This window comes from Streptomyces sp. B6B3, assembly GCF_039871525.1.
Lineage (GTDB): Bacteria > Actinomycetota > Actinomycetes > Streptomycetales > Streptomycetaceae > Streptomyces.
In genome coordinates, this window is the sequence record NZ_JBDPLU010000004.1 from 1 (window position 1) to 24,692 (window position 24,692).

Annotated in this window: 19 protein-coding genes, 1 other RNA gene, 2 pseudogenes and 1 riboswitch; of the genes and pseudogenes, 13 read left to right on the forward strand and 9 right to left on the reverse strand. The window is 76.2% G+C overall.

Annotated features, from left to right (window positions below):
• Positions 1–230 precede the first annotated feature (230 nt).
• Positions 231–566 carry a hypothetical protein gene (locus tag ABGB06_RS10185; protein ID WP_347587570.1) on the forward strand — a complete coding sequence of 112 codons (336 nt, stop codon included), beginning with the start codon at positions 231–233 and terminating at the stop codon, positions 564–566.
• A gap of 92 nt (positions 567–658) precedes the next feature.
• Here the strand turns inward: ABGB06_RS10185 and rnpB are convergent.
• Positions 659–1,068: RNase P RNA component class A (rnpB, locus tag ABGB06_RS10190), an RNA gene on the reverse strand.
• 173 nt (positions 1,069–1,241) lie between these two features.
• Here rnpB and ABGB06_RS10195 point away from each other — a divergent pair.
• Both ABGB06_RS10195 and ABGB06_RS10200 read left to right on the forward strand, forming a co-directional pair.
• The gene (locus tag ABGB06_RS10195; protein WP_347587572.1) at positions 1,242–1,982 is read left to right on the forward strand and encodes a GAF and ANTAR domain-containing protein; all 741 of its coding nucleotides are present in this window, start codon (positions 1,242–1,244) and stop codon (positions 1,980–1,982) included.
• Between the two features lie 235 nt (positions 1,983–2,217).
• Positions 2,218–3,069, forward strand: a pseudogene (locus tag ABGB06_RS10200) (AraC family transcriptional regulator); the annotation flags it as partial.
• Here the strand turns inward: ABGB06_RS10200 and ABGB06_RS10205 are convergent.
• Both ABGB06_RS10205 and ABGB06_RS10210 read right to left on the reverse strand, forming a co-directional pair.
• On the reverse strand, positions 3,011–4,069 hold the full coding sequence (locus ABGB06_RS10205) for a DMT family transporter (protein ID WP_347587574.1): 1,059 nt from the start codon (positions 4,067–4,069) through the stop codon (positions 3,011–3,013). The pseudogene ABGB06_RS10200 and the gene ABGB06_RS10205 overlap by 59 nt on opposite strands.
• A gap of 22 nt (positions 4,070–4,091) precedes the next feature.
• Positions 4,092–4,919 (reverse strand): AraC family transcriptional regulator, encoded by an 828-nt coding sequence (locus tag ABGB06_RS10210; protein WP_347588377.1) that lies wholly within the window; start codon positions 4,917–4,919, stop codon positions 4,092–4,094.
• A 307-nt stretch (positions 4,920–5,226) separates the two neighbouring features.
• On the opposite strand from ABGB06_RS10210, the gene yaaA reads away from it, so the two are divergent.
• On the forward strand, positions 5,227–6,018 hold the full coding sequence (gene yaaA / locus ABGB06_RS10215; protein ID WP_347587576.1) for a peroxide stress protein YaaA: 792 nt from the start codon (positions 5,227–5,229) through the stop codon (positions 6,016–6,018).
• A 575-nt stretch (positions 6,019–6,593) separates the two neighbouring features.
• On the opposite strand, the gene ABGB06_RS10220 is transcribed toward yaaA, so the two are convergent.
• The 3 genes from ABGB06_RS10220 to ABGB06_RS10230 are packed head-to-tail and all read right to left on the reverse strand — an operon-like array spanning position 6,594 to position 9,581.
• Positions 6,594–7,976 carry a bifunctional RNase H/acid phosphatase gene (locus tag ABGB06_RS10220; RefSeq protein WP_347587578.1) on the reverse strand — a complete coding sequence of 461 codons (1,383 nt, stop codon included), beginning with the start codon at positions 7,974–7,976 and terminating at the stop codon, positions 6,594–6,596.
• A 7-nt stretch (positions 7,977–7,983) separates the two neighbouring features.
• Positions 7,984–8,727: a C4-type zinc ribbon domain-containing protein gene (locus ABGB06_RS10225; protein WP_347588379.1), complete on the reverse strand. Its 744-nt coding sequence runs from the start codon at positions 8,725–8,727 to the stop codon at positions 7,984–7,986.
• Positions 8,724–9,581 (reverse strand): Nif3-like dinuclear metal center hexameric protein, encoded by an 858-nt coding sequence (locus tag ABGB06_RS10230; protein WP_347587580.1) that lies wholly within the window; start codon positions 9,579–9,581, stop codon positions 8,724–8,726. Before ABGB06_RS10230 ends, ABGB06_RS10225 begins: the two co-directional genes overlap by 4 nt.
• A 216-nt stretch (positions 9,582–9,797) precedes the next feature.
• On the opposite strand from ABGB06_RS10230, the gene ABGB06_RS10235 reads away from it, so the two are divergent.
• The 3 genes from ABGB06_RS10235 (at position 9,798) to ABGB06_RS10245 (ending at position 13,570) form a co-directional block, all read left to right on the forward strand.
• On the forward strand, positions 9,798–11,828 hold the full coding sequence (locus tag ABGB06_RS10235; RefSeq protein ID WP_347587581.1) for a hypothetical protein: 2,031 nt from the start codon (positions 9,798–9,800) through the stop codon (positions 11,826–11,828).
• A 170-nt stretch (positions 11,829–11,998) separates the two neighbouring features.
• The gene (locus ABGB06_RS10240; RefSeq protein ID WP_347588381.1) at positions 11,999–12,601 is read left to right on the forward strand and encodes a class I SAM-dependent methyltransferase; all 603 of its coding nucleotides are present in this window, start codon (positions 11,999–12,001) and stop codon (positions 12,599–12,601) included.
• A 171-nt stretch (positions 12,602–12,772) separates the two neighbouring features.
• On the forward strand, positions 12,773–13,570 hold the full coding sequence (locus tag ABGB06_RS10245; protein ID WP_347587583.1) for a hypothetical protein: 798 nt from the start codon (positions 12,773–12,775) through the stop codon (positions 13,568–13,570).
• Positions 13,571–13,717: 147 nt separating this feature from the next.
• Here the strand turns inward: ABGB06_RS10245 and ABGB06_RS10250 are convergent, their stop codons facing one another.
• From ABGB06_RS10250 to ABGB06_RS10260, 3 genes are all read right to left on the reverse strand, one after another.
• On the reverse strand, positions 13,718–14,722 hold the full coding sequence (locus ABGB06_RS10250; protein WP_347588383.1) for a prenyltransferase: 1,005 nt from the start codon (positions 14,720–14,722) through the stop codon (positions 13,718–13,720).
• 98 nt (positions 14,723–14,820) lie between these two features.
• On the reverse strand, positions 14,821–15,570 hold the full coding sequence (locus ABGB06_RS10255) for a methyltransferase domain-containing protein (protein ID WP_347587585.1): 750 nt from the start codon (positions 15,568–15,570) through the stop codon (positions 14,821–14,823).
• A gap of 12 nt (positions 15,571–15,582) precedes the next feature.
• Positions 15,583–16,926 carry a glycosyltransferase family 4 protein gene (locus ABGB06_RS10260; protein WP_347587587.1) on the reverse strand — a complete coding sequence of 448 codons (1,344 nt, stop codon included), beginning with the start codon at positions 16,924–16,926 and terminating at the stop codon, positions 15,583–15,585.
• 166 nt (positions 16,927–17,092) lie between these two features.
• Here ABGB06_RS10260 and ABGB06_RS10265 point away from each other — a divergent pair, with 166 nt between their 5' ends.
• The 6 genes and pseudogenes from ABGB06_RS10265 (at position 17,093) to ABGB06_RS10290 (ending at position 24,664) form a co-directional block, all read left to right on the forward strand.
• A complete protein-coding gene (locus ABGB06_RS10265; protein WP_347587589.1) occupies positions 17,093–17,779 on the forward strand; it encodes a TetR family transcriptional regulator in 687 nt (228 codons plus the stop codon).
• A riboswitch (cobalamin riboswitch) is annotated at positions 17,776–17,911 on the forward strand. Its footprint overlaps the gene before it by 4 nt.
• A 103-nt stretch (positions 17,912–18,014) precedes the next feature.
• On the forward strand, positions 18,015–19,415 hold the full coding sequence (locus ABGB06_RS10270) for a prenyltransferase/squalene oxidase repeat-containing protein (protein WP_347587591.1): 1,401 nt from the start codon (positions 18,015–18,017) through the stop codon (positions 19,413–19,415).
• Complete coding sequence (locus tag ABGB06_RS10275) at positions 19,412–20,098, forward strand: SCO2322 family protein (protein ID WP_347587593.1); 687 nt, start codon at positions 19,412–19,414, stop codon at positions 20,096–20,098. The genes ABGB06_RS10270 and ABGB06_RS10275 overlap by 4 nt, the downstream gene beginning before the upstream one ends.
• Positions 20,099–20,553: 455 nt before the next feature.
• Positions 20,554–21,627, forward strand: a pseudogene (locus ABGB06_RS10280) (CbiQ family ECF transporter T component); the annotation flags it as partial.
• A gap of 443 nt (positions 21,628–22,070) precedes the next feature.
• On the forward strand, positions 22,071–23,744 hold the full coding sequence (locus tag ABGB06_RS10285; protein ID WP_347587595.1) for an ATP-binding cassette domain-containing protein: 1,674 nt from the start codon (positions 22,071–22,073) through the stop codon (positions 23,742–23,744).
• Positions 23,741–24,664 carry an ECF transporter S component gene (locus tag ABGB06_RS10290; RefSeq protein ID WP_347587597.1) on the forward strand — a complete coding sequence of 308 codons (924 nt, stop codon included), beginning with the start codon at positions 23,741–23,743 and terminating at the stop codon, positions 24,662–24,664. Before ABGB06_RS10285 ends, ABGB06_RS10290 begins: the two co-directional genes overlap by 4 nt.
• Positions 24,665–24,692: the final 28 nt, after the last annotated feature.

Consider the following 24,692-nt stretch of genomic DNA (forward strand, 5'->3'; position numbering starts at 1 on the left):
GGAGATCGACATGCTGTATCCGCGGCGGCTGACCGCCTGGCCGGCCGACTGGGACGTCGACACCGGCACGCTCCGCCTCGAGGGCGGGCCCGCGCCCGCCGCCCGGGTCCTCCGGCTCCGGACTCCGAACTGACGCCGCTCCCCGCGAGCGCGCGACGCGCTCACGGCGTTCCGGCGTCCGTTCACGGGGTGGCGCCGACAACCCTCCATACGTCCTGAAAGGTCGGGTCGTGAAGCACTTCACCATGCCAGGCACCGAGATCACCGCGCCGAACGTCGTGCTCGGCCTGATGCGTATCGCCGACAAGACCGATGACGACATCCAGGAACTCGTACGCACGGCCCGCGACGCCGGTATCGACTTCGTCGACCACGCCGACGTGTACGGGAACGAGTTGCGCCGAGCTGACCTTGGTGGCCGAGCACCGGCGCGGACACGGGGCGATGTACGACGCGTCAACCACGGCTGGCTGGAACCGCGCCGAACGTCACACCAAGCCTCCCCTACACGCTCAGTTATGGCCTGGGCTTCACTATTCCGCGAGGGTCGGCAGCAGCTGCAGTAGCCGCCAGAGCACCACGGGACGCCCGGAATTCGACCCGGGCCCACGTGATCACCTTCGGCACAACGCTTCTGACCTGCGCAAACACAGGCCGGCGGACGAGGCGGCCTGTACGCCGGGTTCTGTTCCCTCGGGGTCTTGCGGCCCCGGGGGTGGCGGCCATCCATCTAGGGTCGGTGTCGCCACCGACCTCCAGCGGTCTACCCGCGGACTCGGGCGGGCCGCCCTCGATCGTCCGCGCAGGGGCACGTTCCCGTGCCCCCTCTTGACCTTGCTCCGGGTGGGGTTTACCGAGCCGCCCAGGTCACCCTGGGCGCTGGTGGTCTCTTACACCACCGTTTCACCCTTACCGGCTCGCGGCCGGCGGTCTGTTTTCTGTGGCACTGTCCCGTGGGTCGCCCCAGGTAGGCGTTACCTACCACCCTGCCCTGTGGAGCCCGGACGTTCCTCGGCGGGAGTTCCGGGAGGACCCGGAGGCTCCCGACGCGGCCGCCCGGCCGGCTCGTCCGCCGTGTGGACCATGGTACCCGCGGGAACGCGCCGGTCGGCGTCCGTGTCCGGGATCGCGATCTTCGTTTTCTGGACGGCACGGATCGTTCTCTTCGTCTGTTGCCTTTTCCGGCATGGTGGCCGGCCAGGACGGTGGTACCCGGACGCGCGGAGCGGGAGGTGACACACGTGTTCGTTGGGGCGGATGCCGCGGACGGGGCCGGTCGGGCCGTGGACGAGGAGGGCCTCGCGGTGCGGCTGGCGGATCTGGCGCTGACGCTGGCGGCGGAGGAGGAGCCGGCCGAGGTGCTCAGGCAGGTGGTCGACGCCGCCGCGCGGGAGATACCGGGCACGGCCCACGCCGGCTGCGCGTCGGTGCTCGGCGCCGGGCGGCCCGCGGATCCGGCGTGCACCGACACGCTGGGTGGCCGGCTGGACGCCCTGCAGTACGCGCTGGGCGAGGGTCCGTGCCTGGACGCCGTGGCGCTCGGGGCCGCGGTGCGCGCGAACGATCTCGGGTCCGAGGACCGGTGGCCGGGGTTCACCGCCGCCGCGGTGCGGCAGGGGGTGGGCTCGGCGCTGTCGTTCCCGCTGCTGGTCCCGGCCGGGCCGGTGGGCGCGCTGACGGTCTACGCGGACCGGGCGGGCGCCTTCCCCAACGACGCGGTGCGGGCGGGCGAGATGCTCGCCGCGCACGCCGCGATCGCGGTGTCGCACGCGCGCGAGAAGGCCCAGCTGCGCCTGGCGTTGGACAGCCGCGACACGATCGGGCAGGCGCTCGGCATGCTGCGGGAGCGGTACGGGATCAGCGCGCGGCGCGCCTTCCGGGTGCTGGTCGCCCGCTCGCAGGACACGAACATCAAGCTGCGCGACGTGGCGGCGCATCTGGTCGAGACGGGCGAGCTCCCCCAACGCGGCCCCCATCACTGATCGAACCCCCTTTCGAGACCTTCCTTCGCAACGCGGCCATCCCGGCGTAGGGTGAGAAAACCGGCACCGCCGGCGCGGTGCGCTGACGCACCTGACATGCGAGCGCACCCCTGCCGGAAGGACGTCGATGACCCCTCCCCCGAGACCCGGGACGTTGCGGCCCACCATCCCGCGGCAGGCCGGGCCGCCGGGCGCCGAGTTCGCCACCAGCGACCCGGAGCACGCGCACGCCTTCATGCGCAGCTCCTACGCGGACAACACCATGCGGATCACCGGCAGCGCCGAGGGTTTCCGGATGACGCACTCGGTCCGCGACGCCGGCCCCGTCTCGGTCGCCGTGATGCTCCACACCATGGGCGTCGAACACGTCGCCCAGCCGACCGGGCGGCTGCTCGTCTGCCGGGTGCTCGACGGGCGGATCGAACGACGCACCGCCGGCGAGGTCGTGCGGGCCGGCCGGGACGACATCTTCCTCGCCGCCTCGCCCGAACTGCCCTACGCGGTGCGGTGGGACCGGCTCCGGGTGCAGATCGTCACGCTCGACCTGGCGCTGCTGGCCGACGTCGCCGGCGAGTTCGGCGGCCGGGCGGCCGGTCCGCCGCGGTTCACCAGCCACCAGCCGTCGTCCGCCGCCGCCGGCCGGTACGTCGGACGGCTGATCGACCTGATCGCGTCCGATCTGCCCGCCCACCCGCGGGCGGCGGCGAGCCCGCTGCTGGCCACCACGGCCGCCCGTGGTCTGGCCGCCGCGGTGCTCTCGGCGTTCCCCGGCAGCTACCTGGACGCGCGGGCCGCCACGGACCCCGTGGACCGGGCGGCCAGGTCGCCGGTCACGCTGCGGCGGGCGGTCGAGTTCATCGACGCCCACGCGCACCGCCCGATCGGCCTGGCCGACGTCGCCGACGCCGTCCACGTGACGTCCCGGACCGTGCAGCTCGCCTTCCGGCACCATCTCGACACGACGCCCACCGCGTACCTGCGCCGGGTGCGTCTCGACCACGCGCACCGGGAGTTGCTCGCCGCGGAGCCTACGGGCGACGCGACGGTGACCGCCATCGCGTCCCGTTGGGGCTTCCACCATCCGGGCCGTTTCGCGGCCGCCTACCGCCACGCCTACGGCTGCGCTCCGCGGCAGACCCTGCAACGGGCCGGTCAGGGCTGACCGGGCCCACCGGGCCGGCCTCGGGCGCGGCCGGCTCCGTCGCCCCCGCGCGGTCCCGGGCGGTGGCCAGCAGGCAGCCGGTCAGGATGAGGCCGAAGGAGCCGAGGACGGTGGCCGTGAGCGGCTCGTCGAGGAGGGCCACGCCGGCGACCACGGCGACCGCCGGGCTGACGTAGGTGAAGACCATGGCCCGCGAGGCGCCGACCTCCCGGATCAGCTCGAAGAAGATGACGAACCCGAGCGCCGTGCAGATCACCCCGAGCCCGGCGAGCGAGGCCAGCACCTCGGCCGACGGGCGGGTGTCGGGCCAGGTCGCGACGGCGGGCGGCGCGTAGACGACGGCCGCCAGGGTCAGGCAGGTCGCGGTCAACGGGAGCGTGGGCACCTCGCGCAGCCGGCGCGCGGCGATCAGCGGGGCGGCGGCGTAGCCGACCGCGGTGAGCAGCACCTCGGTCAACGACCAGGCGCTGCCGCCGCTGAGCTGCGGCGCGGCCAGCAGCGCCACGCCGCCGAGGCCCACGGCCAGGCCGGCCCAGCGGCGGACGCCCAGCCGCTCGTCGCCGCCGGTCAGCCGAGCCAGCACCACGGCGAGTATCGGCACGGCCGCGATCAGCAGCCCGGTGGTGGAGCTGTCGAGGTGCCGCTCGGCGTCCGACAGCAGCGCCCAGGGCCCGATGATCTCGAACGCGGCGAAGCCGAGGATCGGCACGGCGTGCCCGCGCAGTTGCCCGAACCGGCCCGCGCGCAGCGCCAGCGGCAGCAGCAGCGCGGCGCCGAGCGCGGTGCGGGCGAAGACCACCATGGGCACCGAGACGCCCCCGCCGGCGTCTCCGCCGCCGCCGTCCACGGCGACCTTGATCATCAGGTACGGGATGCCCCAGATGACGCTCATCAGGGCGAACAGGAACCAGCCACGAGCCGACATGGCGGCCATCCTGCTGCCGCGGTCAGACGTTGTCTTGAACGCTGTTGCGGTACGCGCCCGGGGTCACGCCGGTCACCCGCCGGAACCAGCGGGTCAGATGCGCCTGGTCGGCGAAGCCGACGAGCTCCGCCACCTCGGCGGGGCGCCGCCCGGCCGCCAGCAACGCCCGGGCCCTGGCCACCCGGTGCTGCGCGAGCCAGGCGTACGGCGGCATGCCGGTGCTGGTGCGGAAGGCGCGCAGCACCTGGTAGCGGGAGAGGCCGAGGTCGGCGGCGATCTCGGCGAGCGTGGGCGGGGTCCGCGGCTGGTCGGCGAGCCGCTCCCGTACGACGCGCGCGACGTGCTCGCCGCCCGACACGGTCCTGACCGGACGGGCGCTGTCGGGCGCGGCGTGCCGGCGGACCAGCGCCGCGAGCAGCCACACCACCTCGGACTCCCAACGCAACGGGTCCGGTTCGCCGGTGGCCGCGCGATGCGCCCTGGCCAGCGCGGCGGCCAACCCCTCGTCCTGGACCACGCCGTCGCGGAAGTAGGGGCGCCCGCGGACGCCCTCGGTCAGCAGCCCGGCGGCGGGGTAGAACGCGCGGTAGGCGAAGCCGCCAGGCCGGGCGGCGGAGCCGGTGTGCGGCTCGTCGGGCTCCAGGATCACGATGGTGCCCGGGCCGGCGAGCAGGCGGCCCCGGCGGTAGTCGATGTGCTCGAGGCCCGACAGGCAGACGCCGATGGAGAACTCCTCGTGCACGTGCGGCGCGTAGCAGTGCCGCTCGAAGCGGGCCGTCATCAGGTCGAGCGGGGGCGCGCCGGGCGACAGCCTGACCCGCGACCACCTGGCGCGTTCCCCGTGCCCCAGTGTCCGGGTGACCACGGGCGCGGGCGGCGGAAGGTCGGCGGCGGGGGCGCCTCCCGCGCCGCCCTGGTCCGCGGGACGCTCGTCGAGGGGGGCGCCTCGGCGGGCGGGGGCGCGCCGTCGCGCGCGCCGGTTCGGATCGTGCACGTCGCCGCCTCCCTTCTGCTCCCCCGGCCTGCGGGGGCGTGGGGGGTCGGACGCGATGCTACGACGCGCCGGCGCGGGACGTCGGGGTCCGGGTGCGGTACGGGCTGGGCCCGTACCGCCCGGCGGTCACCGGCCGGGCGGCGCGTGTCGTAGCCTGCGGACCATGCTCGTACTGCTGCCGCCGTCCGAGGGGAAGGCCAGGGTGACCTCGGGGGCGCCCGCCGACCTCGGGAAACTGTCGTTGCCGTCGCTCGCCCCCGCCCGGGAGGCGGTGCTCGACGCGCTGGTCGGGCTGTGCCAGGGCGACGCCGAGAAGGCGCGCGAGGCGCTCGGGCTGAGCGAGGGACAGCGCGACGAGGTGACGCGGAACGCCGGGCTGCGCACGGCCCCGGCCCGCCAGGCCGGCGCCGTGTACACGGGCGTGCTCTACGAGGCGCTCGGCCTGGCCACGCTCGACGAGGCGGCCCGGCGCCGGGCCCGCCGGTCGCTGCTGGTGTTCTCCGGCCTGTGGGGCGCGGTGCGGATCGGCGACCGCATCCCGCCGTACCGCTGCGCGGGCGGCGCGCGGCTGCCCGGGATCGGGGCGCTGCCGACGTTCTGGCGGGAGCCGATGGCGCGGGCGCTGCCGGAGGCGGCGGGCTCGGCCCGTTCGGGGCTGGTGCTCGACCTGCGGTCGACGTCCTACGCCGGCATGTGGCGGCCGACCGGCGAGTTGGCCCGGCGCACCGCGACACTGCGGGTGCTGCACGAGCAGACGGTGGGCGGGGTGACCCGGCGAAGCGTGGTCAGCCACTTCAACAAGGCCGTCAAGGGCCGCGTCGTCCGCGAGCTGCTGACCGCGGGAGCGACCCCACGCACCGTCGAGGCGCTGGCCGCCGCGCTGCGCGACCTCGGCCACACCGTCGAACCGGGCCCGACCCCCGGCGCCCTGGACCTGGTGGTCACGGAGCTCTGACGAGCGGAGCGGCGACGGGGGGCGTGACGAACGCGCCGCGCGCGGCCCATGCTGTCCGGATGGCGCGCCTCGATCCCCAGGACAACGATCACCAGGACAACGTGCGGCGGCTGCTGTACGAGCTGTGCGTCGAACTCGGCTTCTGCCTGCCGCCGGAGGATGCGCGCCGACTGTGCGAGGCGCCACCGGCCGACGCCGGCGACTTCACGGACGCCGTGTTCGCCGCGGAGGGGATGGATCCCGCCGAGCACCCCGACCTACGCCGTCAGATGCGCGCGGCGGTCGAGCGGCACCGGCGCGCCTGGGCGCGGACGCCAGACCACGGCGCCGGTGACGCGACAGGAGACAGGCCCGCCCGCGCGGCACCGGCCTGGCCGGGAACGAACCCGCCAGCCACGGCGCCGGGCGCCCAGGCACCGGCCGACACGACAGGGGACAGACCCACCCACACGGCACCAGACGCCGCTGACGCGACAGGGGCCATGCCCACCCACGCGGCACCGGCGCGCTGCGGCGTCGGGCGCCGGCGGCCGCTGCCGCCGGCGAGCCACGCGCGGCGCGCGGCTCGCCGGGGGTCACGCGAACGGCAGGTTCACCGTGCGGACCGAGGCGTTGCCGTCGGGGTAGTAGGCGATCTCGCTGAGGGACGCCGCGGACAGCTCGATGCGGAACATGCTCTCCGCGGGGGCGCCGAGGGCGAGGCGGAGCAGCGTCTTGATCGGCGTGACGTGCGTGACCACCAGGATCGTCCGGCCCGGATAGCGGGCGATCGCCCGGTCCCTGGCCACCGCGACGCGGCGGGCCACCTCGGCGAAGCTCTCGCCGCCCCCGGTCGGCGGAACCTCCGCGGAGGCCAGCCAGGCGGCCAGGTCGTCCGGGTGGCGCTCGCGCACCTCGGCGAAGGTCAGGCCCTCCCAGGCGCCGAAGTCCGTCTCCCGCCACTCCTTGTCCTGGTGCACGTCCAGGTTCAGGCGGAGCGCGACCGCCTCGGCGGTCTGCCGGCAGCGCAGCAGCGGGGAGCTGATGAGCGCCGTCACGTCGTCGCGGCCGGCGAACGCCGCGGCGAGCGTCTCGGCCTGTTGCCAACCGACCGGCGACAGCTCGGGGTTGGCGCCGCTGCTGCCGGAGAAGCGTTTGTGCGGGGTGAGCGCGGTCTCGCCGTGCCGCAACAGCAGGAACGTGGTGGGCGCCCCGGCCGGCGGGTCCCAGCCGACGGGCGGCGCCACGGGGGCGGCGGCCGCGGCCTGACCCGCCGCGGCGGGGCCCGAAGGGCGCTCCGCCGCGCCGGGGGCACCGCCCACGGCCGGATCGAAGAGCGGCGCCTGCTGCGGGACCGCCCCGAGCCCGGCCGCGCCAGGCCCGGCCGGCTCGCCGGGGTCGGGCACGCCGGCGCCGGTCCGGCCGATCACGGCCTCCGCGGCTGCCTCGGCGGCGGCCCGTTCCTCCGCCAGGGCCTCCCGTTCCTCGTCCTCGTCGAGACCGACCAGGCCGTCGAACCCGCCGGACCCGTCGTCCGCCGTGGAGTTCTCGGGGCGCCAGGGCTGGCCCCGACGGCCGGCGTCCATCGCCTCGTTGGCCAGCCGGTCGGCGTGCCGGTTCCGCTCGCGCGGAATCCACTCGTACCGCACCGCGTTCCGCGGGAAGATCCCCGCGGCCTCCGTCGCCAGCGGCCGCAGGTCGGGGTGCTTGATGCGCCACCGGCCCGACATCTGCTCGACGACCAGCTTCGAGTCCATCCGGACCCGTACCTGGGCGTTCGGGTCCAGCGCGTGCGCCGCGCGCAGCCCGGCGATCAGGCCCCGGTACTCGGCGACGTTGTTGGTGGCCCGCCCGATGTACGCGGCGGTCTCGGCCAGCGCCTGTCCGGAGCGCGCCTCGCGCACCACCGCGCCGTACCCGGCGGGGCCCGGGTTGCCGCGGGAGCCGCCGTCGGCCTCGATGATGAAGGATCGGTTCATCGGCGGCTCACAGGCCCGAGTCGGGGGTGCGCACCAGGATGCGGCGGCAGTTCTCGCAGCGCACCACCGCGTCGGGCTCGGCGGACCGCACCTCGCCCAGCTCGGTGATGTTCAGCTCGAGCCGGCAGCCCTCGCAGCGCCGCTGGTACAGGCGGGCGGCGCCGACTCCGCCGTGCTGCTGGCGCAGCTTGTCGTAGAGGGCGAGCAGGTCGGCCGGGATGTCGCCGGCGACCGCGGCGCGTTCCTCGCGCGCCGCATCGGCCTCGGCGTCGATGTCGCGGCACGCCTCGTCCCGGCGCCCCGCCACCTCGGCGGTCCTGGCCTCCAGCTCCTCGACCCGGGTCGAGAGCTCCTTGGCGCGGGACTGGGCGGTCTCCTGGCGTTCCATGATCTCCAGGACGATGTTCTCCAGATCGTCCTGGCGCCTGGCCAGCGAGGCGATCTCGCTCTGCAGGCTCTCCAGGTCCTTCGGGTTGGTGACCAGGCCCGAGTCGAGCCGCTGCTGGTCCCGGGCGGCGCGCTGACGCACCTGGTCGACGTCCTGTTCGGCCTTGGTCTGCTCGCGCGCGGTGTCGCTCTCCTGGGTCTGCGCCGCCACCAGCAGATCGCGCTGCTGGGCGAGCTCACCGTCCAACGAACGGAGCTCGGCCAGCTCGGGCAGGTTCTCCCGCCGGTGCGCGAGCTGGGTGAGGCGGACGTCCAGGTCCTGGAGGTCGAGCAGGCGGATCTGATCGGCGGGCGCGGCTTTCAGTTGGGGGCTCCTGAGGTGACGAGGGAGGGGCGATGGCTGATCCAGGGATCGGTGACCCGGTGCGAGACATGGGTGCGCAGGTCCCAGCCGTGCCGGTCGGAGACCTCGTCCAGCTGCGCGGCGGCCTGCTCGCACCAGGGCCACTCGGTGGCCCAGTGCGCGGCGTCGAGCAGCGCGAGTCCCGACCGGCCGGCGTGCTCGCGGGCCTCGGATGCGGGGTGGTGCCGCAGGTCGGCGGTGAGGTACGCGTCCACGCCGGCGGCGCGGACGTCGGCGAACAGGCTGTCGCCCGAGCCGCCGCAGACCGCGACCGTGCGGATCGGGCGCTGCGGGTCACCGGCGACGCGGACGCCCTGCGCGGTGGCGGGCAGCCGGGCGGCGGCCCGTTCGGCGAACTCGGCCAGGCTCAGCGGCTCGTCGAGCGCGCACACCCGGCCGAGCCCACGGCGGCCGGCCGGATCGTTCGGGTCGGGCACGAGCGGTCCGGTGACCCGCAGGCCCAGGGCGCCGGCGAGGGCGTCGGAGACGCCGGGGTCGGCGCGGTCGGCGTTGGTGTGCGCGACGTACAGCGCGACGTCGTTCCTGATCAGGGTGTGCACGACGCGGCCCTTGAACGTGTCGGCCGCGACGGACGTGGTGCCCCGCAGGTACAGCGGGTGGTGGGTGATCAGCAGTTGGACACCCAGCGCGATCGCCTCCTCGGCGATCTCGGCGACCGGGTCGACGGCCAGCAGCACCCCGTTGACCTGCGTCGTGGGATCTCCACAGACCGTGCCCACGGCATCCCATCCCTCAGCCGTATCGGGAGGCCATAGGGTGTCGAGCGCGATGATCACTTCGGAGAGTACGGGCACGGGCCCAGGCTACCTGCCCACAGGAGACGCGGAACCGCCGCGATCGGGGCATCTCCCAGGCCCTCAGGGTCTGCGAGAGGGTCGGCCGGAGATACACAGACACCCCCCACAGATCAGCCGAATCCGGAATTCCTCACCCTTAGGCGTGAAGCCAGTCAAGCGGAGTTGCCCGGCAGACAGCATGAACCTAGCGTCCTCGCTGGAGGTGAGGCCTACATGACAGCCCCGTCTTCCGAAGCTTCCGCGGCGACCGCCGCGACCGGGCCGTCCCCGGACGCCGCGGCCCCGGACGCCACGGTCGCGGACGCCGCGGTCGCGGACGCCGCGGCGACCGCGCCGATCCCCGCGCAGGCATCGCCGGACGCCGCGCCCGTACTTCCGACATCGCCCGTAACCCCCGGCCAGTCGGGGCCGTTGACGATCGCCGCCGACGGTTCCTACGCCGCCCGCCTCGTCACCGTGGTCAGCGCGGACGGTTCGGGCGGCGGCTGGTGTCCCGAGCGCTGGACCCTGGACGGACCCGAACCGTACGCGGTGCGGCTGCCCGGCGGGCAGCCGGAGGAGCCGACCAGTCCGGTGCTGCCGCTGCCCGACGGGCGGGTGCTGATCGGCCGCCGGGCGGACGGCCGTTGGCACTTCTCGCTGCTCTACCCCTCGGGCCCCGACACGGGCGAGCTCTCGCTGGGTGCCGTGGAATGCGAACGGTTGACGCTGCTGCCGCCGAGTCCCGACGGCTCGCGGGTCTACGCGCTCGTTCCCGACCCGGACGACGGCCCCGACGACGGCCCGAGCACCGCGCTGTGGCTGGTGTCCGGCGGTTCGTTCGGGCCCGAACTCGTGGCCACGCTGGAGGGCCGCTGCTCGGGCGGCGCCTGGTTGGACCGCGAGGGCCGACTGCTGGCGCTCGACCGCACCGACGCGTCGGGCCGCACCCGGGCCGTGACGGTGACCGTCGACGCGGAGCGCGGCGGCCCGCCGACCGAACTGCTGCGCATCGCCGAGGACAGCAACGACCGGCTGCTGCTGGCCGATCCGGACAGCGGGCTGCTGCTGGTGCGTTCCGACGCGCCGGGCCAGGACCGGATCGGCTGGGGCGTGCTCGGCAGCCACCGGCCGGTGCGGTTCCCCGAGGCGCTGCACGTGCCGGACGCGACGATGCTGCCGTTCGCGGTCCAGCCGGGGCAGATGCTGCTGCCGGAGAGCTGCGGGGTGGCGCTGCGGATGACCACGGCCGAGGCCGACTGGGTGGCGGTGTGGCGGCCGCAGCAGCGGGAGTTGCAGCACCTCGCGGCGCCCGAGGGGTGGCTGGCCGGCACCGGCCGGTGGACGGCGGAGGGCGAGTTGCTGCTCCCCTACACCACGGCGCACGTGCCGTGCGGCCTGGCCCGCATCGCGGTAGCGGTCCCCGAACCGCAACCCCTCCCCCCGGCCCAACCCCCGGCCCCAACCCCGACCCCGGCGACGCCGGAACCGGACCCGGAACCGGCTTCGCTGTCGGAGGCGACGGCCCCGACGGCCGAGGAACCAGCCCCGGACCCGACGCCGGACCGGGCACCAGACCCGGCGGACCTGCCGGTGCAGGAGCCGGCCCCGGCCTCGGAACCGACCGCAACGGCCCTTCCGGCCACGGAAACGCCCCCGGCACAGGACGCGGACGCGGCGGACCTGCCCGTGCAGGAGCCGGTAGCGGCGCCGGCGCCGCTACCGGACGTCGCGGACCTGCCCACCCAGGAACCGACACCGCTGCCCCTGCCGGTGCCCCTGCCGGATCTCGCGGACCTGCCGGTCCAGGAGCCAACACCGGCGCCCCTGCCGGACGTTGCGGCCCCGCCGGCCGCGGAGGCGACGACCACCACACCCGCACCGGCACCGGCACCGGCACCGGCTGTCGCGTCGGCCGAGACAACGACGTCACCGGACCTGATCGGCACGCCTGCCACCGACGCGGGCATGCGGCCGGACCCCCACCTCGGCTGGCAACCGCCGGTGGAGACCGCGACACCCGAGGCGGATCCGACCGGACCCGCCGCCCCGGCGGCCCAGGAGCCGGCCCCGGAGCGAGCCCGGGAGCCGATGGCCGCGCCGTCGTCGGTCCCGGACTCCAGCTCCCACTGGTTGCCGGCCGCCGAGCCGGTCCCGGCGAGCGAACCCGCCACGGCCCTCCAACCCGGCAACGGCCCCGCGAACGAGGGCGTGACCAAGCCCGTGCCGCTCCAGCAGGCGCCGCTCGCCCGGGTCGCGCACTGACGCCAGGCCCGTCGACCCCGTGCCGTGGCGGGACCCGCTCGGCACCAGGGTTGGCGGGTAGGGCAGCATGGGGCCAGACGACGGGGACCACAGGGGGACGCGTGGGTAAGCCAGTCGCGGCCGAGGTGGGCGCGGAACTGCTCGCCGCCTTCGAGGCGGCGAGGGGTTTCATGCCCCGCGACGAGGGCCTCGCCCTGCACGCGGCGGCCGTCGAGGCCGCGACGCTCGGCCTGCCGCTGCTGGAGATCGGCAGCTACTGCGGGCGTTCCACGCTGCTGCTCGCCGACGCCGCCCGCCGGGCCGGCACGGTGGTGGTGACCGTCGACCACCACCGGGGCAGCGAGGAACAGCAGCCGGGGCAGGAGTTCCACGACCCCGACCTCGCCGACCCCGCACGCCCCGGCCGGATGGACACGCTGCCGGCGTTCCGCCGCACGGTGGCCGACGCGGGCCTGGAGGACCACGTCATCGCCGTGGTCGGCGGCTCCGCGCGGGCGGCAGCGGCGCTCGGCGGGGCTGGCGGCGGACGGTTCGGCCTGGTCTTCGTGGACGGCGGCCACACCGACGCGCACGCCACCGCCGACTACGAGAGCTGGGCGCCGAAGCTCGCGCTCGGTGGCCTTCTGGCGATTCACGACGTGTTCCCCGACCCCGCGCTGGGCGGCCAGGCCCCGTACCGCGTGTGGCGGCGGGCGGCGACCTGCGGCGCCTTCGCCGAGGTCGCGGAGCACGCGTCGCTGCGCGTACTCAGACGCATCGGGGAGGGCATCTGACCAGCGGCTGTCGTACGGCAATCCGCAAGGTCACGACCACATCACAAGCGTGTCGCGTGGGATACAGATAATCCCACCCGGCGGCTTCCGGCTCAGGTTCATCCGTACGATGGGGGCCGGCCCGCCCTCATCTGACCAGACCATGACGACAAGACCGACAAAGGATCTGACGTGAACAACCGCTCGCTCAGTCGAGGCGACGCAGTAGTGATCGGAGCAGCGGTCCTGCTCTTCATCTTCTCGTTCCTCGACCTCTACGAAGTCTCCTACGAGGGAATGTCGGACAGCGTTAACGCCTGGGAGTCCGACTACTTCCCGGTCCTTCCGACGGTCTACCTCAACGGCTTGATCGCGGCCGGTCTCATCGTGGGTTCGCGGTTCATGTCGCAGCCGGAGAGGCCGATCGCCGGTCTGCGCCTCGACCAGTGGGGCACGGCCCTCGCGGTGACTCCGGTCTGGGCGGCGATCTGGACGCTCATCGGCGGCCCGGAGGGTCTCGACAAGGGCGTGGGCCTGATCCTCGGCTTCTTCGCCGCCGCGCTGCTGGCGTTCGGCGCCATCGCGTCGCCGCTGATCCCGGCCCTCAAGGCACCGCTGACCAGCAGCACCCCGGGACAGCCGGGCGGCATGGGCCAGCCCTACGGCGGCCAGCAGCAGGGCTACGGCTACCCGGGCGCCCCGCAGCAGCAGCAGCCGGGGCAGCCCTACGGCGCGCAGCCGCAGCAGAACCTGGCGGCCGCTCCCGGCCAGCCCCAGGCCGGCGCCGACCCGAACTTCCAGCCGTTCTGGTTCGCGGTGCCCGCGGCCCGGCCGCTGTACGGCGAGGACGGCTCGCCGACGCCGGTGGCCGAACTGGCGCCCGGCACCTGGTACCTGGCGGTGGAGCAGCGCGGTCAGGCGCTGGTGGCGCAGACGCAGGACGGTCGTCGCGGCGTGCTCCAGGACACCTCCGGCATCCAGCGCGGCTGATTATCCTCCAGGCGAACCGGGGGCGGACCCGGTACAACGCCCCACGTCGGCCCGTCCGGACCCATGGCTCCGGACGGGCCGACGCCGTTCCCGCGTGTGCGCGCCGGTGACCGGTCAGGCACCGGTCAGGCACCGGTCAGGCCCCGGTCAGGCGGGGCAGCAGTCGCGGGCGGGGTCGCGGTCCAGGCCGCGGGGCAGTGCGGTCGGGTCGAAGACGGCGCGGGTGGGCCGGTGGCCGGTGAGCGCGGCGGCGGCCAGCAGCACGGAGCCGGCGGTCCAGGTGGTGCGCTCCCGCGGCCAGACGGTGTCGTCCGCGTACACGTAGCCGGTCCAGTACAGGCCGTCGGGCGCCCGGAGGTGGCCGAGCCAGCCCAGCACCTCGGCCGCGCGCCGCGGCTGGCCCGCCACCCACAGCGCCAGCGCCAACTCGGCGCTCTCCCCGCCGGTGACCCAGCGGTTGGGCAGCACGCAGTGCGCGCCGAGGCCCGGCACCACGAAGTCGTCCCAGCGGCCCGCCAGTCGGGCGGTGGCGGCGGGGCCGCGGACGACGCCGGCGAGCACGGGGTAGTACCAGTCCATGGAGTAGTGGGACTTGTCCAGGAAACGTTCGGGGTGGTCGCGCAGGGCGTGGCCGAGCCGGCCGACGGCCAACTCCCACTCCGGCTGCGGGTCGCGCTGCGCCTCGGCGAGCGCGAGGGCGCAGCGCAGCGCCTGGTAGGCGGAGGAACAGCCGGTGAGCAGCGCGCCGTCCGACGCCGTGCCGTCCGCGTCGCGGCGCCAGCCCAGCTCCCCGCCGGGCCGTTGCAGCGTCAGCACGTACTCGACGGCGGCGCGGACGTGCGGCCACATGCCGCGGCGGAACGCGTCGTCGCCGGTGGCGAGATAGTGGTGCAGCACGCCGACGGCCGGGTAGGCGCAGAAGTTGCTCTCCCGGCCCCGGTCGGTGGGGCGGCCGGGGCCGTCGTCGGCGTAGGCGGCGTACCAGGAGCCGTCCGGGTTCTGGCGGTTCGCGAGCCACCGGTACGCGGCGGCGGCGCGTTCGTGGGCGCCGGCGCTGTCCAGGGCCATGGCGGCCTCGACGTGGTCCCACGGGTCGAGGTGGTGCCCGCGGTACCACGGTATGCCGCCGTCCGCCCGCTGCACGGCGGCGATGCCGGCGGCCGTCTCGGCGACCTCGGCGGCGCCGAGCGGGCTCGCGGCCGGCGCGTGGTCGTCGCCCGTGCCGGCCCGACCACCCGGCCCGGGCCCTGTCACCCGGCCTCCCGGCCAGGGCCTGGCCGCGCCGGCTCGTGCGGTTTGGTCGCGTAGGCGACGAAGCTCTTGCCGATCAGGGGGTCGAGCGCCCGTTCGGCGAGCCGGGTGGCCAGCGGGCGGCGGGTGATGTCCCAGACCAGCAGCTTGTGGTAGGCGCGGACCGGCAGCGCGGTGTCGTTGTCCACGCCCATCGCGCACTTGAGCCACCAGTACGGCGCGTGCAGCGCGTGCGCGTGGTGCGTGCCGTAGGGGGTGAGCCCCGCGCCGCGCAGCCGGTCGAGCAGCTCGTCGGCGCGGTAGATGCGGACGTGGCCGCCCTCCACCTCGTGGTACGCGTCGGACAGCGCCCAGCAGACGCGTTCCGGACCGTGGCGCGGGACGGTGACCGCGAGCCGGCCGCCGGGGCGGAGCACCCGGACGGCCTCGGCCAACGCGCCCTTGTCGTCGGGTATGTGCTCCAGGATCTCGGCGGCGATCACCGCGTCGAAGCTGTCGTCGGGGAACGGCAGCGCGAGGGCGTCGCCCGCCACGGCGACGGCACTCGCCCCGGGCGGCGCCTCGCCGGCCTCCCGCATGGCGGCCAACCAGCCGGTGACCGTGCGGAGTTCGTCCCGGTCCTGGTCCAGGGCGACGACGTGGGCGCCGCGCCGGTAGCACTCGAAGGCGTGCCGTCCCGCGCCGCAGCCCAGGTCGAGCACCCGGTCGCCGGGGGCGAGCGGGAAGCGGGCGAAGTCCACGGTCAACACGCGGTCGGCTCCTCAGTCTCGGTCGGGCTGGTCCTCGGTCTCGGCCTGTGCCACGCCACGCGCCGCGGTGGGCCGCCGCCCCGCCGCCAACGCGGCGCGGTAGTGCTCGACGGTGCCGCGCGCGGCCTGCTCCCAGGTGAAACGTCGCAGCACCCGCTCCCGTCCGGCCGCGGCGATCCGCTCGCGCAGCGCCGCGTCCCCGAGCAGCCGGCCCAGGGCGGCGGCGAGCGCCCCCGCGTCACCCGGCGGCACGGCCAGGCAGCTGACCCCGTCGGGGCCCGCGACCTCGGGGATGGCGCCGCCCGTCGAGGCGACCAACGGCGTGCCGGTGGCCATGGCCTCGGCGGCGGGCAGGCAGAACCCCTCGTACAGCGACGGCACGCAGGCGACCTCGGCGCCGCGCACCAGGTCGGCCAGCTCCGCGTCGCTGATGCCCCTGACGAACTCGACGGCGCCCGAGGCCCCGCCGAGGCCGAACGCGTCGAGCGCGGCGGCCACCGGGCCGTCCGCCGGGCGGGCGCCGACCACCACCAGATGCGCGCCCGGATGTTCGGTGCGCACCTTGGCCAGCGCCTCGACCAGGTGCAGCAGGCCCTTCAGCGGCGCGTCGGCGCTGGCCGTGGTGACGATGCGGCCCGGCACCCGGGGCACGGCCGGATCCGGGTGGAAGACCCGGGTGTCGGCGCCGATGGGCACGACGTGCACCCGTCCGGCCCGCACCCGGAAGTCCTCGACGATCTCCCGCCGGGAGGCGGCGGAGACGGTCAGCACGGACGGCAGCCGGCGGGCGACCCGGCGCTGCATCCGGGTGAAGCCGTACCAGCGGCGCAGCGACATCCGGCGCTGCCAGGTCGGCGCCGCGGCCAACTCCAGCCGGCGGTCGACGGTGATGGGGTGGTGGATGGTGGTGACCAGCGGCCGGGCCGCGCCGCCGGGCACCAGCAGGCCGTAGCCGAGCGTCTGGTTGTCGTGCACCACGTCGAACTCGCCCCGCCGGGCCGCGAGATGGCGGCGGGCGCGGAGCGAGAAGGTCAACGGCTCGGGGAAGCCGCCGCTCCACATCGTGGCGACCTCCAGCACGTCGATCCAGTCGCGGAACTCGTCGCGGGACGGCGTGCGGAACGGGTCGGGCTGCCGGTAGAGGTCGAGGCTGGGCAGCTCGGTGAGGGCGACGCCCGGGTCGAGCACGGGGTACGGCTGGCCGCCGATGACCTCGACCCGGTGGCCCAGCCTGGCCAGTTCGCGGGAGAGGTGCCGGACGTAGACGCCCTGGCCGCCGCAGAACGGGTTGCCCTTGTAGCTGAGAAGCGCGATCCGGAGCGGACGGTCTTCCCCCGGTCCAGGCTCCGCGGTCACTCAGGCCCCCGTTCGCGTGCTACTCGCAGGTATGGAAGTGATCTGAACGATAACGTGCCCGCGCACCGGGGGGCACCTCCCCGCCCCGGGCCAGGGGCGGGCCGGGGCGGGGCATGGGGCAGCGTGCCGGGGGACGAAATTCGTCGTCCGATGGTCTGATGGACGGATGAGGCAACCGCAGCAGCCGTCCGGACCGGCCGCCCAGCCGGCGGCGGACGACACCCCCCTGGGTCTGAGGGAGACCCCGACCGCGGCGCTGGCCCGCACCGAGCGGCAGCGGGCCCGCCGGCGGCGCATCCTGGACGCCAGCACGTCGCTGGCCTCGGCCGGCGGCTTCGACGCGGTGCAGATGCGGGAGGTCGCCGAGACCGCGCAGGTGGCACTCGGCACCCTCTACCGGTACTTCCCTTCCAAGGTGCACCTGCTGGTCGCCGTGCTGCACGACCAGTTGGAGCGGCTCTGGGACACCCTGCGGGAGCGGCCGTTGGTCGAGGCGGACCCGGCGGACCGGCTGGCGCACGCGCTGCGCCGCGCGTTCCGCGCGCACCAGCGCGAACCCCGGCTCGCGGAGGCCATGATGCGCGCCCTGCTCTTCGCCGACGCCTCCGCACGGGCCGAGGTCACCGCCGTCTCGGCGCTCACCAGCCGGCTGTTGCTCGACGCCTCCGGGCTGCCGGAACCGGCCTCGGCCGCCGAGGCGGAGCACCGGCTGAGCGCGATCCGGGTCATCCAGCACACCTGGCAGTCCACGCTGGTCTACTGGCTCTCCGGCACGATCACCCTGGCCCAGGCGCACGCCGACCTGGAGACCGCCTGCCGCCTGGTGGCCCCGTACCCCGCGCCCGACCGTTAGAGTGAGCGCACAGTTCGCCCGCGAGTGGGGGAAGCCGGTGCGAATCCGGCGCTGACCCGCAACCGTGAGCGTGCCCGCTGCCTTCCGCGGCGCGGCGCGCGAGCCGGGATGCCCACTCGTGGTCCGCACTGGGCCCGTCGAGGAATACGGAGCTGAGCCCGGTGCCCACAGCGCACAGCCGCGCCGTGTGGTCCGCCGTGCCCGGTGACCGACCAGCACAGCGAAAGGCTGACACGTGTCCTTCACCGCGCCGCTGCGCCGCAGCGCACTCGTCCTGGCCTCCGCCGCCGCCCTGGCCGCGGCGGCGACCCCGGCGGTGGCCGACTCCGGGGACGGCGAACCGGCCGACCGGCTGGACCAGGAGGCCCTCTTCGGCGAGGGCGACCCGACGTACGACGGGGTGCTGCGTCAGTCCCTGGCGCTGCTCGCCCAGCACACCGCCGGCTACACCCCGGCCGAGGAGGCCGTCGACTGGCTGGTGGAGCAGCAGTGCGACGACGGCTCCTATCTCTCCTACCGGGCGGACACCGGCGAGCCCTGCCAGGACGTCACCGCCGCCGACAGCAACGCCACCGCGTTCGCCGTCCAGGCGCTGAGCGCGCTCGGCGGCCACGAGGGGTCCGTGGCGGACGGGCTGCGCTGGCTGCGCGGCGTGCAGAACGCGGACGGCGGCTGGAGCTTCAACCCCGGCGGGGCCAGCGACGCGAACTCCACCGCCGTCGTCGTCGGCGCCTTCGCCGCCGCCGGCGAGGACCCGGCCGAGGTGCGGCTCGAGGACGCGTCCCCGTACGACGCGCTCGGCGCGCTGCAACTGGGCTGTGACGCGACGGAGGAGGAGCGCGGCGCGTTCGCCTGGCAGCCCGACGCCGAGTCGGGCGAGCTGTTCGCCAACGACGTGGCCACGGTGGACGCGGTGCTCGCCGCGCAGGGCAGCGGGGTGCTGGTCGACCCCGAGCAGGCCGCCGACGCCCCGGCCGTCGAGCCGCCGTCCTGCGACGGGGACACCGGTGAGACCGGTGAGACCGACGAGACCGGCGAGACCGGCGAGACGACGGAGGACCCGACCGACGGGGCGACGGACGGGGCGAGCGACGAGGCCACCGGGGAGGGCGTGGACGACGGCGCGGCCGAGGAGCAGCCGGTTCACCTCCAGGTCGGGGCGGCCGGCGCCCGGTACCTGGCGGGCGCGCTCGACGCGCGGGAACAGCACCTGGTGACGCTCGCCGAGGACGGGGAGGAGCAGCCCGACTACGCCAGCACGGCGAAGGCCGTGCTGGCCCTTGTCGCCGGCGGCGAGCGGGAGGCCGCCGAGGGGCCGCTCGACTGGCTGCAGGAGCAGCACGTGTCCTGGACGGGCTACGCCAAGAGCCCGGCGGCGCTCGCCACGCTGGTGCTGGCCGCCCACGCCGGCGACGTGTCCCCCGAGGACTTCGGCGGCACCGACCTGATCGCCCAGCTCAACGCGTTGGGCCCCGGGCCCGAGGAGGCGGCGGACGGCGCGGCGGCGGACGCCGCGTCGGACGGGGGCGGCGGCGTGAGCGTGCTGCTGTGGGTCGGCGGCATCGCCTTGGTGCTGGGCATCGCCGTGGGCGTCGTGCTGGGCCGCCGGCGGCGGGCCGGCCGGGCGGCGGAGTGATCGGCCGGGTGATCGGCGCGCTGCGGGGACCGGGCGCGCTCGCCGCCGCGGGCGCCGTCCTCGCCACGACGGCGCTGTTCGCCGCGCCGGCGCGGGCGGACGGCTCGGGCTACCGCTACTGGTCGTTCTGGGAGGGTGCGGCCGACGGCGCCTGGGCGTACGCCGCCGAGGGACCCGGCACGGCCCGGACGCATCCGGGCGACGTGCTCGGCTTCCGCTTCGCGGTCAGCCAGGAGGCGTCCGACGCGCACCAGCCGCGCGGCGCGGCGGACTTCGCCGCCATCTGCGGCGCGGACGGGGGCGGCGACGACCAGGGGGTCGCGCTGGTCATCGACTTCGGCGAACGGGCGGACGCGCCGGACGGCGACCACCCGCCCGAGCCGCGCACGGAGTGCGCCCGCGTCCCGGACGGCGCGACGGCCGCCGAGGCGCTGGCCGAGGTCGCGGAGCCGCTGCGCTACAACGCCGACGGCCTGCTGTGCGCCATCGCCGGCTATCCGGAGCAGGGCTGCGGCGAGCAGCTCACCGAGGGGGGTGGCGCCGGCGACGAGGCCGGCGACGACACGGCCGCGGACGACGCGGGCGGCGGCGGTGGTCCGGTCGCGATCGCCGCCGGCATCGGCGTGGTGCTGCTGCTCGCCACCGCGGCGGCCCGCCGCGGCCGCCGCGGCCGACAGGACTGACCCCGCCCATGTATCCCGCCGCCTCGGCCCTGCGCCGCCCGCCGCCCGCGCGCCCAGTCCGGCGCGGACCGTCCCCGCGGCACCCCGGGCGGGCGTGGCTGGCCGTGCGCGCCGCGCTGGCCGCGGGCCGGAACGTGGCGCACGCGTCGTGGCACGCCGACGGTCGTTCCCGAGGTCCTGGGACCCGCCGGCCGGTCGCGGGACCTGCCCCCAGCTACGGGTACGTGGCGCGGCAGCGGTCCGCGCCCGTCCCGGCGACCCGGGGAGCAGGGTCGCCCGGAGATGACGCCGGTCCCGGCCGCGACGCCGGAGCGTCCGGGGTCGTCCTCCGGGGCCTGGCCGGCCCCGGTCCCCGGGACGGCGCACCGCCCGCCTCCTCACCCGCCGCTCCGCACCGGGCGGGCGGGGCGCGGCGAGGCGGTACGCGTTGGTGGGCGCCCGGGTGGGCGCGGGCGCTGCGTGCGCCCCGGGCCGAGCGGGGCAACGCGCTGCACGCCGGCGCGTGGTGGCTGTGGGCGCTGGGTCTGGCCGCCGCGGCCTCCCGGACCACCAACCCGTTGCTGCTCGCGCTGATCGTCGCCGTCGCCGGCTATGTGGTCGCCGCCCGCCGCACGGACGCGCCGTGGGCCCGGGCCTTCGGGGTTTTCCTGGTGCTGGGCGGGCTGGTGGTCGTCATCCGGATCGTGTTCGCGATCGCGCTCGGCTCCCCGATCGGCGGCACTCGGGTGCTGTTCGCGCTGCCCGAGGTGCCGTTGCCTGACTGGCTGGCCGGGGTGCGGCTCGGCGGCCGGGTGACCGCCGAGGCGCTGGTGTTCGCCGGCTACGACGGGCTCCGGCTGGCCACCCTGCTGATCTGTCTGGGCGCCGCCAACGCCCTGGCCAACCCCGCCCGCCTGCTGAAGTCACTCCCCGGGGCGCTGTACGAGTGGGGGGTCGCGGTGGTGGTCGCCATGACCTTCGCCCCGCATCTGGTCTCCGACCTGCTCCGGATGCGCGCGGCGCGCCGGCTGCGCGGGCGGAGCGACCGGGGCGCACGTTCGGTGCTGCAGGTCGCGCGGCCGGTGCTGGAGGGCGGGCTGGAACGCGCCGTCGCGCTCGCCGCGGCCATGGACGCCCGCGGCTACGGCCGCGCGGTACAGGTGCCGCCCGCCGTCCGGCGCGCGACGACCGCGCTGAGCCTGGGCGGACTGCTGGGGGCGTGCGCCGGCTGCTACGGGCTGCTGGCCGCCGAGGGCGCGGGCTACGGCGCGCCGCTGCTGGTCGGTGGCCTGTTGGCCGGGCTCGCCGGCCTGTGGTTGGGGGGGCGGCGCAGCCTCCGCACCCGCTACCGGCCCGACCGCTGGGGCGTGCGGGCCTGGTTGGTCACCGGCTCCGGCCTGGCCGTGGTCGCCGGCCTGCAGGTCGTGGCGTCGGCCCACCCCGGCGCGCTGCACCCGCCGGCCGTCCCGCTCACCGCGCCCGCCTTCCCGCCCGGGGCCGCCGCGGCCATCCTCCTCGGCCTGCTCCCCGCCGTCGTGGCCCCCCGCCCGGTCGGCGCCCGGGACACACCGGCGGAACAGCCGGCGTCGTTGACCCGGCCGTCCCCGACCGCGCCGGACCGCCGGCACCGCGCGGAGCCACCTGGGGCGACGGGCACCCTCCGCCCGGCGGCCGTGCCGACCGGCCCGGGCACCGACTCCCACCCCGCCCGCGCCCCCCGCGCGGACGTCGCCTCGGACGAGGGCGACGCGCCGCCGCGTCAGCGCGGCCAGGGCGTATCACCCGCGCCCGACGACGCGCCCGGCCCGGGTCGCGCCGACGCCACCACCGATTCCCCTGACCAGGGAGGCAGCGCCGTGGCCAGGTCTCCGGGCCGCCGGGCCCGGGCCGTACCGCCGCCGGCCCGACCGGGGCCGTCCGACGGGCCGCCTGCCGCGGGCTCGCGGCGCCCGTCCGCGGAGAGCGGAGAGGCGGAAAGCCGCGGAGGTGCGTCGTGATCACGTTCTCCGAGGTGTCCGTCACGTACGACGGGGCCGGGGCGCCGGCGGTCGACGGGGTGGACTTCCACCTCGCCGAGGGCGAGCTGTGCCTGGTGGTCGGCCCGTCGGGCGCGGGCAAGTCGACGCTGCTCGGGGCCGTTTCCGGGCTGGTGCCGCATTTCACCGGCGGCACGCTGCGCGGCCGGGTGACGGTGGCCGGCCGGGACACCAGAACGCACCGGCCGCGCGACCTCGCCGACGTCGTCGGCACCGTCGGCCAGGACCCGCTCGCGCATTTCGTCACCGACACGGTCGAGGACGAACTCGCGTACGGCATGGAGTCGCTCGGCGTGCCCCCGGACACCATGCGACGGCGGGTGGAGGAGACGCTCGACCTGCTCGGCCTGGCGGAGCTGCGGGACCGGCCGATCGCCTCGCTCTCCGGCGGCCAGCGGCAGCGCGTCGCGATCGGTTCCGTGCTCACCCCGCACCCCCGGGTGCTGGTGCTGGACGAGCCGACCTCGGCGCTCGACCCGGTCGCCGCCGAGGAGGTGCTCGCCGTGCTGCAACGCCTGGTCCACGATCTGGGCACCACCGTGCTGATGGCCGAACACCGGCTGGAGCGGGTGGTGCAGTACGCCGACCAGGTGCTGCTGCTGCCCGGACCCGGCGCCCCGGTGGAACTGGGCGAGCCCGCGGCGGTCATGGCCCGCTCCCCCGTCCACCCGCCGGTGGTCGCGCTGGGCCGGCTCGCCGGCTGGGACCCGCTGCCGCTCACGGTGCGCGACGCCCGCCGCCGCGCCGCGTCCCTCGGGCGGCGCCTGGCCGCGCCACCGCGGCAGCCCGCGCCGGCGCCGACGCCGGCCAAGCCCGCGGCCGGCGCGGACCCGCTGGCCTCCGTACGTGGCCTGACCGTGCGTCGGGGCCGGGCCGAGGTGCTGCGGAAGGTGGACCTGACGCTGCGCCCGGGCGAGATCGTGGCGCTGATGGGCCGCAACGGCGCCGGCAAGTCGACGCTGTTGCGCGCCCTGCTCGGCCTGCACGCCCCGGCCGCGGGCGGCGTGCGGCTGGCCGGCGCGCCCGAGCCGCCGCACCGCACCGACCCGGCGGCGCTGCTGCGGCACGCCGGGCTGGTGCCGCAGGACCCGCGCGATCTGCTGTTCGCCGAGACGGTGGCCGACGAGTGCGCGGCGGCGGACGCGGACGCCGCCGCGGCGTCCCGGGAGCGCCTCGCCGAGGGACGCTGCCGGGCGCTGGTGTCCCGGCTGCTGCCCGAGGTGCCGGACGCCGCCCACCCCCGGGACCTGTCGGAGGGGCAACGACTGGCGCTGGCCCTGGCCGTGATCCTCACCGCCGCCCCGCCGCTGCTGCTCCTCGACGAGCCGACCCGGGGCCTGGACTACGCGGCCAAGGCGCGGCTCGCCGGGATCCTGCGGGAGCTGGCGGCGGAGGGACACGGCACCCTGCTGGCCACCCACGACGTGGAGCTGGCCGCCGAACTGGCCGACCGGGTGGTGGTGCTGGCGGACGGCGAGGTGGTGGCCGACGGGCCGACGGCCGAGGTGGTGGTCGCGTCGCCGGCGTTCGCGCCGCAGGTCACGAAGGTGCTGGGCGGCCCGTGGCTGACGGTCGACCAGGTCGGGGCCGCGCTGGCCGGCCCCGCCGAGACCGGGGAGGCGCCGGCGTGAGCACCCCGCCCGACGCCCGCCCCGACCCGCGCCCCGGCGCTCGGGTCACCGCCGTGCGCCTCGGCTGGCGCTCCGCGACGGCGCTCGCGCTGGTGTCGGCCGCCGGCGTGGCCGCGTTCGGCTGGCCGCTGCTGGCCGACCCCTCGTCCTCGCTGGCGCACTCCGCCGACGCGCCGTGGCTGTTCGCCCTGCTGCTGCCGCTGCTGCTGGCCGTGGCCGGCGCCACCGTCGCCGACACCGGCCTGGACGCCAAGGCCGTGGCGATGCTGGGCGTGCTCGCCGCCGCGGGCGCCGCGCTGCGCCCGCTGGGCGCGGGCACCGCCGGGCTCCAGCCGATGTTCTTCCTGATGGTGCTGGCCGGCCGGGTGCTGGGACCGGGGTTCGGCTTCGTGCTGGGCGCGGTGTCGATGTTCGCGTCGGCCCTGCTGACCGGCGGCGTGGGGCCGTGGCTGCCGTTCCAGATGCTGGCCATGGGCTGGGTCGTCCTGGGCGCCGGGCTGCTGCCGGGCGCCGACCGGCTGCGCGGCCGTCCGGAGCTGCTGCTGCTCGCCGGGTACGGCGTCGTCTCCTCGCTCGGCTACGGCCTGGTGATGAACCTGCAGGGCTGGCCGTACCTGGCGGGCATGAGCTCGAACATCTCCTACGTGCCGGGCGACCCGCTCGCCGACAACCTCGGCCGTTACCTCGCCTACGTGCTGACCACCTCGCTCGGCTGGGACATCCCGCGGGCGCTGCTCACCGCCGGGCTGGTGCTCGGCTTCGGCGGCACGGTGCTGCGGGCGCTGCGCCGGGCCACCCGGCGGGCGGCGTTCGACGTCCCGGCGCGGTTCGCCGAAGCGCCGACCCCCGCCGCGCCGGCGGCACCGGCAGCACCGGCAGCACCGGCAGCACCGGCAGCGGCACCGGACGCCGACCGCTAGGGCCGGGTCCGCCTGCGCACCATCGCCG